This window comes from Roseburia rectibacter (assembly GCF_014287515.2).
Taxonomy (GTDB): Bacteria; Bacillota; Clostridia; order Lachnospirales; family Lachnospiraceae; genus Roseburia; species Roseburia rectibacter.
The window spans coordinates 112501-127753 of record NZ_CP092473.1; the positions used below are offsets into that span (position 1 = coordinate 112501).

Genomic DNA, 15253 nt, shown 5'->3' on the forward strand with positions numbered 1-15253 from the left:
GCTTGTTTATTATATCTTATCAAGACTGGTTTGTCAAGAACTTTTTTCATTTTTTTGAAAGAATTTCTTTCAATCGTTTATGTCCGATTTGTTATCTCAAACGCGACAACTCTGATATCTTATCATGTGTTGTTCTGTTTGTCAAGAACTTTTTTCTGATTTGTTGTAACTTTTTGAATTTTCATGTTTTTTTAAACAATTTGTAATTCTTATTTTTCACAACTCGTTTATATTACCAAAGTTTGTGATGTTTGTCAACAACATTTTCAAAAAAAATTTGAACAACTCATATTGTAAATAATAAGCGGAGAAGGAGGGATTTGAACCCTCGCGCCGGTTACCCGACCTATACCCTTAGCAGGGGCACCTCTTCGGCCACTTGAGTACTTCTCCAAAGTCTTTATTTATCAATATGATATTGTTCGTGCGCCGTAACGCATGAATAACTATACTAAATCTTTCCTGATTTGTCAACTATTATTTTCACATTTCTGTTTTTTATTCCCGGAATACGGATTTATAATTATTTATATCACAGAAAAGGCATTTTAAATGCCAGTATACTTTTACCATATCTCTCCCGGATATTTCATATTCCATTCTTTCCTTAAACCTGTCATAATATCCATGACATCTTTTGTATCAGATATTCTGAGTTTCCGGATATCTCCCGTCTCTATTGCATACTCCATATCTTCCATTTCATATTGTAAGGCCTTTTTTGTATCTCCTGCTGTCACAATATGGCGCACCCCGGACTCAGCTTCCACAATCACCGCCTGATCTGCCCGCGGATATTCCATGATTTCAATATATCCTTTTTCACAACTGATGACTGCACGTTTTGGCTGTTTTGAATGTAAGGATAAAGCAAGCGTTGCCATTTGTGATTCTTTGTTCATCAGTAAAATGCCTGCCTGTTCATCCGCGCCGGTAGGTGCAAATTTTACCTGGCTCAAAACCTGATCCGGTTTGCTCTCCATAAAACTGCGTGCAATACTGAGTGCATAGACACCGATATCTAACAATGCCCCACCTGCAAGATTCATATTAAAGAAACGGTTATCCATATTATATTCTTTATAACTTCCAAAATTAAGCTGGATCATCTGGACTTTTCCAAGTGCAGGTATCCCTTCTTTCAACCAGTCTGCAATCTCTGCATACTCTTCTTTCAGATTTGAAGAAAATTCTCCCGTTTTCCCCGCATCGATAAATTCCCATAATTTTTTATAAAGCGGCATATGCCAGATTGTCATCGCTTCTGCAAAAATAACATTATTTTCCTTTGCAAGCTGCAATGCTTCATCCAGTTCAAGACTGTTTAAAGTAATTGATTTTTCACATAACACATGCTTTTTATTTTTCAGCGCTTCCCTGACAAATTCGATATGGGTGTTATGCGGTGTAGTGATATAGATCACATCCACCTGTGGATCAGTAAACATCTCATGAAAATCATCATATACTTTTTTTACCTGATATTTTTTCGCAAATTTAACTGCCTTTTCATGAGTACGGTTTCCCACTGCATAGAGTTTTTTCCCCATGGTATTTAAAGCCTGCGCCATCTCATTTGCGATCACACCGGTTCCAAGAACTGCCCAGTTTAAATTTCTTTCCATAAAATTCTCCATTCCTGTGCTGCTTTCCAGTGAAAATCTCTTTTTCATCTGCATGTCGGTGCATAAACACAAATCCTCACATGTAAAAATTTTATTCTTAAATGGATGCAAATTCCCTGATCGCTGTTTCATAAAGATTATTCCCCTGGCTGTCAATGACAACGATAACCGGGAAATCTTTTATCTCAATCTTGCGGATTGCCTCTGCTCCAAGATCCTCATAACATACAATCTCTGATTTTGTGATACATTTTGATAACAGTGCTCCTGCACCACCGATCGCCGCAAAGTAAACTGCATGGTTACGTACAATCGCATCAATAACTTCCTTTGTGCGTTTCCCCTTACCGATCATAGCCTTTTCTCCAAGGTCAAGTAATGTCGGTGCATATTTATCCATACGTGAAGCTGTTGTTGGTCCTGCCGAACCGATTGGTCTCCCTTCTCGTGCCGGAGACGGTCCCATATAATATATTGTGCTGTCCTTAATATCGATCGGCAGTTCTTCTCCACGCTGCAGTGCCTCGATCATTCTTTTATGTGCAGCATCCCTTGCTACATAAATCGTTCCTGTAATATAAACATAATCACCAGATTTTAAATCTTTTGTGACTTCTTCCGTAATCGGTGTTGTAATGTGTTTATCCATGATAACCTCCATTCTTACGCTGCTTTTAAGCGCATCACAAGTTTGTGCGAAGCACAAATCCTGCGTGTGAAAAATGTATTTTGCATTTGAAAAGTCTTAATCTCAGACTGTCCTTACTACATGACGGTTTACATGACAACAGATATTAACAGCTACCGGAAGTCCTGCGATATGTGTCGGATAAGTATTGATATTGACTGCAAGTGCTGTTGTCGTACCGCCAAGTCCGCCCGGTCCAATGCCAAGTTTATTGATCTTTCCAAGCAGTTCTTCTTCCATATCTTTCACGTAAGGGATATCGGAATGTTCGCCAACCGGACGGGTCAGCGCTTTTTTTGCAAGAATTGCACATTTTTCAAACGTACCACCGATCCCGACTCCCACGACCATAGGCGGGCATGCATTCGGTCCTGCATCTTTTACGGCTGTTAATATGGCATCTTTCACTCCTTCGATACCATCTGCCGGCTTTAACATGAACACGCGGCTCATGTTTTCACTTCCGAATCCTTTCGGTGCAATCGTAATCTTTACTTTATCTCCCGGTACGATGGAATAATGGATAACTGCCGGTGTATTATCTTTTGTATTTTCACGGATCAATGGATCTTTTACAACAGATTTCCGTAAAAATCCTTCTGTGTATCCCTGACGCACGCCTTCGTTAATGGCATCCTCGATCGCATCTCCCTCAAAATGAACATCCTGTCCAACTTCTAAAAAGATGACTGCCATTCCGGTATCCTGACAGATCGGTATCATCTCTTCATCTGCGATCTTTAAGTTATCCTGAAGCTGGTTTAAGATTTTTTTACCAAGTTCGGATTTTTCTGTCTCAACTGCCTGCTTCATTGCAATGTCCATATCTTTTGAAAGATAATGATTTGCTTCAATACACATCTCTTTGATATTTTCTGTAATTATCTTGGTATCGACTGTTCTGATCATGTTTTCTCCGTTTCTGCACTGCTGCCCGCTGTGCGTTTATTTTATTTTTGTTCCGGCTTGTCTAAATGAAAATGTTTTTTAAATTCCGTCAGAGTCTTATCGTTCTCTCTTGACTTCATATCAGGGAATGCCTTCATAAGACGCTTAAAACCAAAGTTCTTCTCCTCAAAAAGATGTTCATATTTTTCGGAAAGTTCGGAAAGTTCCGCCTTTTGTCTTTCGCGGTTTTTCTTCCACTCTTCGGATTTTTCAGTCCAGGCATTTTTCTTAGCTTCAAAACTGCTCTTAGCTTCCATAATATTTTCTTCCAGCACAAGTCTGGCATTTGCGGCAGTATCTGCAAATTTATCTTTCGCTGCGCCGGTTGTTCCTGTAATCTTATCTTTTGCTGCACCAGTCGTTCCTGCAATCTTATCCTTTGCAGTTCCAGTTGTCTCAACAATTTTATCTTTCGCTGCACCAGTCGTTTCTGTGATCTTTTCTTTGGCACTGCCCGGAATCTCCATCAGGTTATCCTTTGTTTCCGCTAATTTATCCAGCAGCTCCGCATGTGTCTTCTGGAATTCTTCTGATTTTTCTACAATGTCCGTCACGTTCTCATAAATGTTTTCTCCGATCTCATCAGACAGTTTATGTATACGTTCCGCCATTTCATCCATAACTTTGAGTCGTTTATTAAATTTCAGGATTGTTGCAACGGTAATGCCGCAGTCCACAAAAAAGACAGTCATGATAATACACAGCAATATTACGCCTGGAATATGCGGCATCAGCGTAATTCCTTTATAAATGATCGGATGCAGAACATCCATGATAAATGTACATGCAAGTCCCCAGTAGATGGAAAATTTGAGGCAGACATAGCCATGAATATTAAACGGCTTGTCAGAATAATCCCACCACTGGTTATGAAATACTTTTTCAAGCAGATATCCTGTAATATATTCCAGAATGGATGTCAGTAAAAATGAACCGATAAACAATATCAACAGATTTTCTTTCAATGGGGTTAACACCGCAACGACGATCACAACGCCACAGCCATAAATCGGACAGTAAGGCCCATTTAAAAATCCACGGTTTACAAAAATTCCACGGTCTAAGGCTGCATAAGATACTTCCGTACACCAGCCGATAAAGGCATAAATGATAAAAATCCATACGAGTTCATAAAAATTATGCGGCATATTTTCCCTCCATGTAAACAGATCTATTTTTCAAAAAATGAATTTTGTTCTGCAAAAATAAATTGACATAACTAAAAAAAGCAATAAATTATAAATAATTATAACTTATTGCTTTTTATGATTCAACTGTTACCGTTTCACCAACGCCACATTCTCATATCTGCTGTTACCGGATTTCTTTAACGGATCGCCGATATCTCCCCATGATGTTCATAGTTTGTAATCTCAGTCGTATGGTTATTTTCATCTACAAACACAACAACCGGTTTCTGCTGTTTTGCCTCTTCCGGCGTCACATCTGCATATGCCATGATGATCACTTTATCATTCGTCTGTACCATACGGGCTGCTGCACCGTTTAAACAGATGACTCCGCTGCCGCGCTCCCCTGCGATCGTATAAGTTTCAAAGCGTGCGCCGTTGTTTACATCCACGATCTGTACTTTTTCATATTCGAAGATTCCGGCATCCTCTAAAAGCTGGATATCTACGGTAATACTTCCCACATAGTCAAGTTCTGCCTGTGTTACGGTCGCGCGGTGGATTTTTCCTTTTAACATTGAAATTGTCATATTTTCCTCTTTTCTAGTCCTCGATCATAAAGTTGTCGATCAGTCTTGTTTTTCCGATGTATACTGCCATTGCTGCAAGTATGCCGTGTTCGATTGTATCGATCTGCTGCATTGTGGATAAATCTACAATTTTGACATAATCGATTTTTGCCAACGGTTCTTTTTCTATTTCCGCGGTCATTGCAGCAATCACTTTCTTACAGTCACGCTCTCCTTCTTTTACCATTTTTTCACCAAGGAAAACAGAACGGCTCAGAACAAGTGCAGCTTTTCTCTCTTCCGGGGAAAGATATGTATTTCTGGAGCTCTTTGCAAGACCATCCTCTTCACGGATGATCGGACAGCCGTGGATGGATAACGGCATGTTTAAATCTTTGACCATACGTTTGATGATCGCTAACTGCTGCGCATCTTTCTGTCCGAAATATGCATTGTCCGGAGTCACAATGTTAAACAGCTTGGATACAACCGTACATACTCCACGAAAGTGAACCGGCCTGCTTAATCCACAAAGTTCTTTTGTGAGCACATCCATATCCACAAAGGTATAGAAGTTATCCCCATACATCTCATCCGGTGTCGGATGGAAGATCAGATCAACTCCATGCTCCTCACAGAGTTTTGCGTCATGCTCTAAATCTCTTGGATAACTGTCTAAATCCTCATTTGGTCCGAACTGGATCGGATTTACAAAAATGCTGACCACTACTTTGCCGTTATTTTTGCGTGCCGCATCAATAAGGCTCGCATGTCCCTCATGTAAATAGCCCATGGTCGGAACAAAACCGATCGTATTTCCTTCTTTTTTCCACTCTTTTACCTGTTCTCTTACTTCATTTATGGTTGATACGATTTTCATTTTTTTGTCCCCCTAATATAATTTTTCGATCACGGAATCGTCTATTTTAAAACAGTGCTCTGCTGACGGAAATGTTCCCTCTTTTGTCTCTTTGATGTATGCTGCCATTCCCTCGCGCATTGCATCACCGACATTTGCGAATACTTTTACGAATTTTGGACGGAAATCACCGTACATGGCAAGCAGATCCTGATAAACAAGCACCTGACCGTCACAATCTGCGCCTGCCCCGATACCGATGGTCGGAATCTTAAGTGTCTCCGTGATTTTCTTCGCAAGTTTTGCCGGTACACATTCCAAAACAACCATGCATGCACCTGCTTCTTCCACTGCTTTTGCATCCTCGATCAGTTTCTGTGCTGCTTCGATATCTTTGCCCTGTACTTTAAATCCGCCAAATGCATTGACTGACTGTGGTGTCAGTCCAAGATGTGCAACGACCGGGATCGATGCCTGTACGATTGCTTTGATATGCGGGGCAAATTCTACTCCACCCTCTAATTTGACTGCGTTTGCTCTGCCCTCTTTCATCAGGCGTCCCGCATTGACCACCGCATCATAGACGGAAGTCTGGTAGGACATAAACGGCATATCTGCAACAACAAATGCATTTTTTGCTCCTCTGGTCACTGCTGCCGTGTGATGGATCATATCTTCCATGGTCACGGATAATGTATCATCATAACCAAGCATGACCATACCCAGTGAATCTCCGACTAAGATCGTGTTCACGCCGGATTCATCCATGATCTTCGCGGTCGTGTAATCGTAAGCCGTTACCATTGTGATCTTGTCGTGTTCGTCTTTTTGCTTCTGCAAAGTCAGTACTGTGTTTTTCATTTTTCATTCTCCATTCCTGCATGTGAAAATCTTTATTTTTCACACGATTTTTCAATTTTTGTCGGCATGAAAACTTCTTTCATTGCCGCATAATCTCTATCCGGATTTTTCTGCTCCGCAATCTCTAAAAGCTGCTTTGCATTTTCCAGATAGGCTTTTTTCATGTCAGCATTCAATGCATCCAGATGTTTCTGTACGGTATTTTTGTCACCGCGCTCCACAGGTCCTGTCAGGGAAGCAATACATCCCTGTGCATGGATATTTTCCAGATTGCCTTTTGCAAGCCGGTACAATTCCTCATTTGCCTGTTGTTCCGTAAAACCGCACTCTAAGAACAGTTTTTGCGCCATAAAAAATACCGCCGTCATATGGTTTGATGCCAAAGACGCCGCTGCATGATATTTGATTTTGTTTTCCGCAGAAATAAAACAGGTACGGTTTCCCATCTGCGTAAACATTTCTTGGATATTGGAGATATTTCGTGCATCCCCCTCAATGGTGAACAGTACATCACCAAGCGCCTGCCAGGATGTTTCCCTGTCACTGATGGCACAGAGTGGATGAATAGAATAGGCCATACTACCAGTACGATCTATATCAGAAAAGATGTTCGAACTGTGAATCCCGCTGCAGTGTGCAATGATTTTACCATGGGTATACGGTCTTGCCGACTCCCAGACTTCCCTGATTCTGTCATCAGGTACGGTAAAAAAGATCATGTCGCTGCTGCTAATGATTTCTTTGATACTTTGATATTTCTTTGTGTGTGTAAAATTTGCTGCCCATGCGGCAGACTCTGGGCTTAGACTATAATAACCTCCTACTTTCCTGCCCTTACTGATAAAATATTTTCCGAGTGACACGCCGACCTTTCCGGCGCCAATAAAACTGATCTGCATGCAATCCTCCTCTGACGGACAGGGGATTTTCCCCCTTTGTCTGGCGGAGCAAAATGTGAACCGGATTTCACTCCCCGTTTTGTGAAGCAGCATGCGACTGTCTCATTCCGTCGACTGACGGATACAAGCGGTTTTCCTGGTTTTATTCTCTTTTTCTGATAAAAAATATGTTCTGGTATGATTTCCTGTATACGGAATATCATCCAAAACATACTATAACACTTCACTGCGCACGGTTCAATTGTGAATTTTTTATCAGGCAAACACAAATTTGGATATCTTACATTTTCCCTCCACCTGGATCTGAATGGTTTCCGGTTTTCCGGTTTCAATAAAATTTTCCGGCAGATCCATCTCTAACATCCGGTAACAGTCCACCGGCTCTGCAGTGACCGTTGCGACATTTTTCCCTGTCACAGTCACCTTGACCGGTTCTAATACTTTTAACGTGATGTTCAGCCTAAGCGGCTTTTTGCTGAATACAAAATCATGATAAATTAACTTTCCACTCACCGGCTGTTCTTTCATCTCATCCGGATCATCTCCGGCACAGCCAGGGATCACACAGGATGAACCGTTGATTCCCCGATGTAAAAACATGTGGTCATATGCATCATAACAGTCGGCAGCAGTTGCCTGGAACGGATTTCTTTTTCCGGCATGCGTTCCATCAATTTCAATACTCTGTTCTAAGCGGATATCCTGTGATGACGCGCCTGCCATAAATTGATATGTTCCGTCTTCTAAGATCATACGCTCTGAGATCACATCATAATACTCTAACTCCCACAACTGTACTGTAAAGTTAACTTTTCTGATTTCTTTCGGTTTTATATTATGGACACGCTCAAATCCAGCCAGCTGTTTGATCGGTCGTTTTACACGGGAATCCTTTTTATGCACATAAAGCTGTACGACTTCATCCCCGGTTTTTTCTCCGGTATTCCTGATAAAGCAGCTCACTTTGATACAGCCGCGTTCTTTTTTGATCTGCATTTTTTCGTAGGAAAATGCTGCATAAGTCAGACCATATCCAAACGGATAGAGCACTTCTCTGTCAAAATACTGGTAAGTGCGTTTTCCCTGAATGATATCATAGTCGTTCATATCCGGCAGATCTTCATCCGAACGGTACCATGTCATATTTAATCGTCCCGCAGCTGCTGCTTTTCCGGTCAGCACATCTGCGATTCCGTGTCCAAGTTCCTGACTGCCCGATGCAGACAGCAGGATCGCCGGAACATTTTTCTCCAATTCACCGATGGCATACGGATAGTTGCTGATCAAAGCCACAATGGTGTTCGGATTCACTGCTGCCACCCGTTTTACCAGTTCTTCCTGCTCCGTCGGAAGTACAATCGTGGTGCGGTCAACTTCCTCTTTGCTGTTGATGACCGGATTGCAGCCAATGACTGCTATCACATGATCAGCTTCTTTTGCTGTTTTCTCCGCAGCAGTTTTCCCGTCTTTTACGATCTCTATCTCAAATCTTGCCGGCGGATTATCCACGCAGATGGAAAAATGACCATCTTTATCCACAATTACCTGCTTCTTATTCCAGCTTTCCAGTGTAAAACTGCTTTTTTCCCACTTCAAATTCCACAACTCACGGACAAACCACCCAAAGGCTTCTTTTTTGTCCGCCTTGATGATATCTGTATCCTCCTCTAAAGTGACAAATCTGCCGTTGCTTTTTGCCACCAGGGTCATACTGCCACAGTCCCAGTCATTCAATATAAATGTTTCTGCCTGTTCTTTTGCTACCAGTTTTAACCGGGTATTCTCATCCAGTCCTACATAGCAGTTATCACCGGTTTCATCTGCCAGACGGATACGGATCTCAGAAAGTCCTGTCTCATGGCTGATCTTTGCATTTGGAAATGCTTCTTTGATCCCATCTAAGACAGTAACCTCATAAGGAGGGATGCCACAATACCAGTCCTTGTACCACACATCAGAGAGTGGACCTACTACTGCTACATTTTTTACTGCATTTTCATCCAACGGAAGAATTTCATTTTCATTTTTCAAAAGGACAACCGCCTCAGCCGCCATTTTACGGGCAAGCTCCTGATGTTCCTCATTGTTGATATATTCTTCGCCCATGTTCTGATACGGGCAGTCGCCCTCTTTGTCAAACATGCCAAGCCTTATCCTTGTCCGGAATGAATTGCGCACCGATTCATCAATATCTTTTTCCGTGATCCAGCCGTTATCCAATGCTTTCCTTGCCGCAGCATAAACGAGTTCGCCATCATCCGTGAAACAGTCTACACCAGCCTTCAGGCCATTTGCCAGTGTTTCCCCGTGCGTCTGATAAAAATGATGATCGTTCACCGTCTGTGAAAAATCACCACCGTCACAGACCACATGTCCCGGCAGCCCATAAGTGCCCTTTAAAACATGACGTACCTCATCATTGACAATCGCAGGGGTTCCATTGATCTCATTGTAGGATGTCATGACTGCCTCCGCACCGCCCTCCATGATCGCCTTTTTGAAAGGTTTTAAATAATATTCGTTTTTATTTCTCCGGTCCACGGAAGATGAGATCTTAATGCGGTCTTTCTCCACATTGTTTGCGTAAAAATGTTTCAGCGTTGCCCCGCAGCGGATATAAAAAGGATCCTCGCCCCTCATACCGCGGATATATGCGCCCGCCATCTCTCCGGTCAGATACGGATCTTCGCCGTATGACTCTTCCGTCCTTCCCCATCTCGGATCGCGCTCCATATCAATCGTTGGCGCCCAGCGGCAGAGCCCGCCTCCACCATTTCTTGTATACAAAGCCCTGGCTTCCTCGCCGACAGCGCGACCACATTCTCTGATCAGCTCCCTGTCAAAACTCGCACTCATACCAATCGGCTGAGTGAAAGCTGTGGTCGGCTCCGGCACCCCTTTATTAAATGCCTGGTCATGTCTCGCCTCAATCCCGTGTGCAGCCTCACCGCCCATATAAGTTGCCCGGATTCCAAGCCTCGGAATGTCAGAGCATCCGGTTGTCAGACAGTGTATTTTTTCTTCAAGCGTCATTGCCCCTGTCAGATAGTCAAGACGTTCTTCTATCGAAAGACTGTTATCCCACAGCGGTGTATTCTGTTCAAATTTTATATTTTTTTCCATTTTCTGCCTTGCTGCCGTAAGAACCTGTGTTCCATACAGCAGCCTCCCTCCTGCAAGTTTCTCATTTTCTTCAATGTATCATTTCTCTTTTTAGAAAAATACCTGCAAATGGAGCGGTGTTTTGCAATAAAAAACAGATCTCTTACCGGTTTTGTAAACTTACTTTTTCATTCAGCTTTGTGACCTCTCTCTTTGCCCTGCTGTATAATGTGATCCAGATTCCAACATAGATTCCGATAAATATCGCAAAATATACAACGACCCCTGCAATGCTATGTTTCATCCAATACATCAGATATGCAACCGGAAATGTTGCAATCGAACCTGCCAGCAGATGAGTCACTGTCTGCCGCAGCAGGCTCCAGTCATCCATCTCCCATATCACGGACGCGCCTGCCCAGACTGCACCGTACAGCAAAGATGCGATCATCTGCGCCATCACCGCATTGATTTCATTTCCACACTGCTCCACCAATGCTGGGACGACCGGATAATAATTTCCGTCACCGTATATGAGCGAAAAGAAAATTGTAATTGCGGTACTGATTGCCAGACCGATTGGCGCACCTGTAAGCGCTCTGCATAAAATTCTTTTTTTCATGATAACCTCCATTCCTGTGTGTGAAAAATATATTTTTCACACGAACCACCATTTCTATAATCCCAATACCTGTTTAATTTTTCTGACGTAACGCCTTGAAACATACGTTGCTGTTTTGTCTGACATCGAAACACAGATCGTCCCGGAAAAACTTAAGTCAAATTTTTTTACTTCTTTCAGATTAATGATCTCCGAATTGGAGATGCGGATAAACATTTTTTTGTTCAGCCTCTCCTCCAACTCATACAGTCTTGCCTTTAACCGGTAGCTGCCGTCTTTTGTCTTTGCATATACCCGTTCGTTTTCTGCATAGATCCGTATTATTTCCGTCTGTTCTAACAAAACGATTTCGCCATTCTCGTGAATCGCTGCAAAGACTTCCGGTTTTTCTTCCGACAGCAGCTTTACGATCTGTGATACTTCTTCGGTCATCTTGTCTGTATGGATGATGATTTTAGGTTCTTTGCAGGATTCATCGAGTTTTATTTCTATTTGCATTTTCTCACTTCCTCCTTTCTGATGTCATTATAGGCAATGGCTTAGACGTTTTCTACTGATTTGCGGTAAGTGGTCGGTTTGGGTCGGTGGATGGAAAAAAAACAGGGTGCTGCCACCCTGTTTTTTCGTGTCTTGTTTTGATAACTTATCAATGTTTTTCCCTGTCTCTTAACAATTCTTCCACTCTGTCCTCAAATTTTTTCGCTATTTTCTGCATATATTCTTTTTTCAGGTTTTCCACATTTCCGTCCCATCTGTGTTCTTTCACTTCATCCGAATGTTTCGATGTATATTCAAAATGCACGGATGTGACCAATGCCGGTTTGCCACCATTATCTATGAGCTTTGTCTCAATTTTTCCTACCGTACAGATTGTCTCATCGTCTGAAAGTTCTTTTGCATGCTGTATACAGTCTTCGATAAATCCGCTTGTCACTTCATTTGCATTCTGTAAAATATGATTGACCCGTTCTGCATATTCCTGGCTTTGTTTCATAGATAAAATAACTTTTCTATCTACATTGATGATATTATTTTTATTCTGGTCGCCATCTTTTGCCACTTCAGTCGCTTTACACTCTTCCTCAGATTCAACCAGATTCAGGTTCAGATTTTTATATGAATTTACCATCTGCTGAAATAAGTCTTTTACTCCATCATCCTGAATCTGTTCACTCTCAGACTGCAGTTTATCCTGCATCGGATTGTGAACAGATGAATTGGAAACAGTCGTATATGTCCAATGGCTGATTCCAGACTGCTGCCCTGCATCTTTATTTTCCGGCAAAAACTCCTGCTCACCTGCTAAAGTCACAGATTTTTTAGAATTGAAATAGTTCCCTCTTGTGACTTTACTTTGAATTGATCCTACATCCATATCAACATTCCTTTCTACTTTTGCCAATGTTGTCTATCAGATTCAACCAAAATAGTATACTTTCGATTCTCAATACTTAATCCAGAACACTTTGCTCCATTACATAAAAAATAATATCTATCATATATTACATCTACATAATGTTTGCTTCCTACCGGTACAACAATGTTACATACTGGACATGTTTTCCCCGGACCATAATTTAATGTATCTGTATATATTCTTCCCTCAAATCCATAACTTTTATTTGATACGCCACACCTTGGACACCTTGCATATCTTGCAGTCCATGCACTTGCAGTATTTGTCATCCCAAATACCATTACTAATACCATCATACAACAGACTAATTGTTTTGAAAATAATTTTTTTCTCATTTGTTTTCCCCCCTGTTTTGCAAACAATTTTTATAATTACATATTTATGATACATGATTTTATTTTTTCAGACCATACCATAACTGGAAAACATTATTTTCCAGTTATGGTATGGTCTTTTTGCTTATTTTTGTAATATATTAAATCGAAATAAGATTTACAGGAGTATCTAGTTTTATGAAAAATTTCTATTACTTTCTAAAAAAGGCTATAATTATATTGTCGTTTTTATGTTTACTATTTAATTTAAAAAATTACCCACAACAAAAAACTCTTTTTTATATATCTACATTAAGTGGCGATACCATTTGGGACTATAACGAGTTTTAATTTAAATCTTTTTCAAACATATGCTGATAAACTTCTTTTAACCTTCCTGCCATTTTATTATCTCTTCTGGCACAAGCTAAAAGATATGCCTGCTTTAAATATTTTTCCGCCATACATAATTCTCCACGATTTATCTGTCCACACTCATTCTGTTTTTTTAGAATACAAGCTCTGTCACTCAAAAGAATATGCAGTTCCTTCCCTTCATCGTTTTCTTTTGCCATATTCAAACATTTTTCATTGAGTGTAATTGCCTTATGATATTGTCGTTTTTCAATATACGCAACCGATAAATTTCGCAAAATAATAAGTTTCATATGTTCTGCATATTTTCCAAAAATATAGTCCTTTTGCAAGCATTGCAGCAGTCTCTCAAAAATATACACCGCCTCATCCACATCCCCGGCATGTGCATAAGCATTTGCAAGGCTCATCAGATTCATGATTTCCTGTTCGGTAAACGGGAAATCTTTTTTCAGACATTCCTCATAATCCGGAAGTGTCAGCCGGACTGCCTCCTGCAATTTTTCGATTGCTGCCTGATTGTCACTTCTTTTGCAGTAATAGTCCATCAATGCTTCTGACTTTAAAAGATACTGCCTGGTGATCACATTATCATCCGCTTTCTCTTTCATCCTGCCTAAATATAAATCTGCTTTTTCATAGTCATAATTCTGCATTGCCTGCTCAAAAAGTTTTCGTTCCTCTAACAGTTCTAAGTTCTTCCCAACACAGATGGCATAGCTCTTTTCCGGTACACGCTCCATTTTTGCCATGAGTCTTGCATACAGTTCTCTTTTTACGCGAGTCTTTCCGCTCTCGATACGATACAATGTCTGTACCGAACAAATCTCATCACTCAGTTCTTCCCTGGACATTCCAACAAACTCTCTTGTCATCCGTATTATATCTCCGGCTCTGTAGTTTGACATACTAATCCCTCACCATACTTTTCTGCATCCCGTGCCTTTTCATCCTGCCCCTCCAACTGATACAGACACGCAGCAATCTTACATTCTTCCATCGCTTTCTTTAACAGCATATTTTTATCCGCATTTTTTGGCGTGAGCTTTTCTCTCGTTTTTGCCCGCAGAAAATAGATGTCTGCAAGATGATAAAAACCCGCTCCCTCACTGATACATTGAATCGCTTTTTCTGTGTAAAACATAATTTTTCTGTAATCATTTTTTCTCTGTTGTATGGAGATCAGCTCTAAAAAAATATCCGTACTGACTTTTTCTTTTTTGCTCCCGGACTGATACCCACTGACATACGCTAAAATATTTAATAATTCCTGTTCTGCCATCTCTGTCTTCGGCGAATCATAGTTTATGAGCAGCAGTATCATCTCAATCTCAACCGAACTGTACAGACGCACCTTTTCCATTGATTTCCTAAACTCAGGAATTGTGAGACAGATTCCTTTTTCTAAAATCCCACACAAACTGCTTCCAGTATTCTTTTCTGCGATCATGGTACGTGCTTCCTGATAAAGACAATATTGTTCATGTACAGATTCATCCTGTGGCATGACTCCCCGGTATTCTCTAATCTTCTTTTTCGCAGTTTTTACCTGATTGTTTTCCACAGATTTTTCAATCTGCTCCCTCATTTTCCACAATTCGTAATCTTGTTCACTCAAAATTGTTTCAAACAGTGTGACTTCTTTTCCAATCCTTCCAAGCAGTGTCTGTCCAAGAAGTGAATCGACTTCCCTGTTCCCCTGTTCCAATCTCGACAAAGTGGTAACAGAACAGATTCCTCTGCAGATATCTTCCTGCCTCAGGTGATACTTCTCCCTGTAATATTTTAATACTACTTCCATTGTCTTTTGTTCCATAACCCACGCTCTTTGCAACTTCAGATTT

General features: G+C 41.0%; 15 protein-coding genes and 1 tRNA gene. All 16 read right to left on the minus strand.

The window, feature by feature from the left end:
* Positions 1-305 precede the first annotated feature (305 nt).
* The 16 genes from H8S51_RS00515 to H8S51_RS00590 all read right to left on the minus strand — a co-directional run bounded on the left by H8S51_RS00515 (position 306) and on the right by H8S51_RS00590 (position 15225).
* Positions 306-393: transfer RNA gene (locus H8S51_RS00515), tRNA-Ser, on the minus strand.
* Between the two features lie 173 nt (positions 394-566).
* A complete protein-coding gene (locus H8S51_RS00520) occupies positions 567-1625 on the minus strand; it encodes a Gfo/Idh/MocA family protein (protein WP_118209796.1) in 1059 nt (352 codons plus the stop codon).
* A gap of 97 nt (positions 1626-1722) precedes the next feature.
* Complete coding sequence (locus H8S51_RS00525; RefSeq protein ID WP_117920609.1) at positions 1723-2274, minus strand: Fe-S-containing hydro-lyase; 552 nt, start codon at positions 2272-2274, stop codon at positions 1723-1725.
* 102 nt (positions 2275-2376) lie between these two features.
* Positions 2377-3222, minus strand: coding sequence for a fumarate hydratase (locus H8S51_RS00530; RefSeq protein ID WP_118209739.1), 846 nt, complete (start codon positions 3220-3222; stop codon positions 2377-2379).
* A gap of 41 nt (positions 3223-3263) precedes the next feature.
* Positions 3264-4409 (minus strand): putative ABC transporter permease, encoded by a 1146-nt coding sequence (locus H8S51_RS00535; protein WP_118209740.1) that lies wholly within the window; start codon positions 4407-4409, stop codon positions 3264-3266.
* A 179-nt stretch (positions 4410-4588) separates the two neighbouring features.
* The gene (gene panD / locus H8S51_RS00540; protein WP_118209741.1) at positions 4589-4981 is read right to left on the minus strand and encodes an aspartate 1-decarboxylase; all 393 of its coding nucleotides are present in this window, start codon (positions 4979-4981) and stop codon (positions 4589-4591) included.
* A 13-nt stretch (positions 4982-4994) separates the two neighbouring features.
* Entirely contained in the window at positions 4995-5840 is an 846-nt protein-coding gene (panC, locus tag H8S51_RS00545; RefSeq protein ID WP_186900466.1) for a pantoate--beta-alanine ligase, read from the minus strand.
* A 12-nt stretch (positions 5841-5852) separates the two neighbouring features.
* Positions 5853-6680 (minus strand): 3-methyl-2-oxobutanoate hydroxymethyltransferase, encoded by an 828-nt coding sequence (gene panB, locus H8S51_RS00550; RefSeq protein WP_118209743.1) that lies wholly within the window; start codon positions 6678-6680, stop codon positions 5853-5855.
* 32 nt (positions 6681-6712) lie between these two features.
* Positions 6713-7579, minus strand: coding sequence for a Rossmann-like and DUF2520 domain-containing protein (locus tag H8S51_RS00555; protein WP_186900467.1), 867 nt, complete (start codon positions 7577-7579; stop codon positions 6713-6715).
* A 255-nt stretch (positions 7580-7834) separates the two neighbouring features.
* Positions 7835-10702 carry a glycoside hydrolase family 3 C-terminal domain-containing protein gene (locus H8S51_RS00560; RefSeq protein ID WP_186900468.1) on the minus strand — a complete coding sequence of 956 codons (2868 nt, stop codon included), beginning with the start codon at positions 10700-10702 and terminating at the stop codon, positions 7835-7837.
* A gap of 142 nt (positions 10703-10844) precedes the next feature.
* Positions 10845-11303, minus strand: coding sequence for a DUF3021 domain-containing protein (locus tag H8S51_RS00565; protein ID WP_241070819.1), 459 nt, complete (start codon positions 11301-11303; stop codon positions 10845-10847).
* A 54-nt stretch (positions 11304-11357) separates the two neighbouring features.
* Positions 11358-11801, minus strand: a complete 444-nt coding sequence (locus H8S51_RS00570) for a LytTR family DNA-binding domain-containing protein (protein ID WP_186900470.1) — start codon at positions 11799-11801, stop codon at positions 11358-11360.
* Positions 11802-11949: 148 nt separating this feature from the next.
* The gene (locus H8S51_RS00575) at positions 11950-12678 is read right to left on the minus strand and encodes a hypothetical protein (RefSeq protein ID WP_118209746.1); all 729 of its coding nucleotides are present in this window, start codon (positions 12676-12678) and stop codon (positions 11950-11952) included.
* 14 nt (positions 12679-12692) lie between these two features.
* A complete protein-coding gene (locus H8S51_RS00580; RefSeq protein WP_118209747.1) occupies positions 12693-13055 on the minus strand; it encodes a hypothetical protein in 363 nt (120 codons plus the stop codon).
* A 326-nt stretch (positions 13056-13381) separates the two neighbouring features.
* Positions 13382-14317 (minus strand): helix-turn-helix domain-containing protein, encoded by a 936-nt coding sequence (locus tag H8S51_RS00585; protein ID WP_186900471.1) that lies wholly within the window; start codon positions 14315-14317, stop codon positions 13382-13384.
* The gene (locus H8S51_RS00590) at positions 14290-15225 is read right to left on the minus strand and encodes a hypothetical protein (RefSeq protein ID WP_186900472.1); all 936 of its coding nucleotides are present in this window, start codon (positions 15223-15225) and stop codon (positions 14290-14292) included. Before H8S51_RS00590 ends, H8S51_RS00585 begins: the two co-directional genes overlap by 28 nt.
* Positions 15226-15253 lie beyond the last annotated feature (28 nt).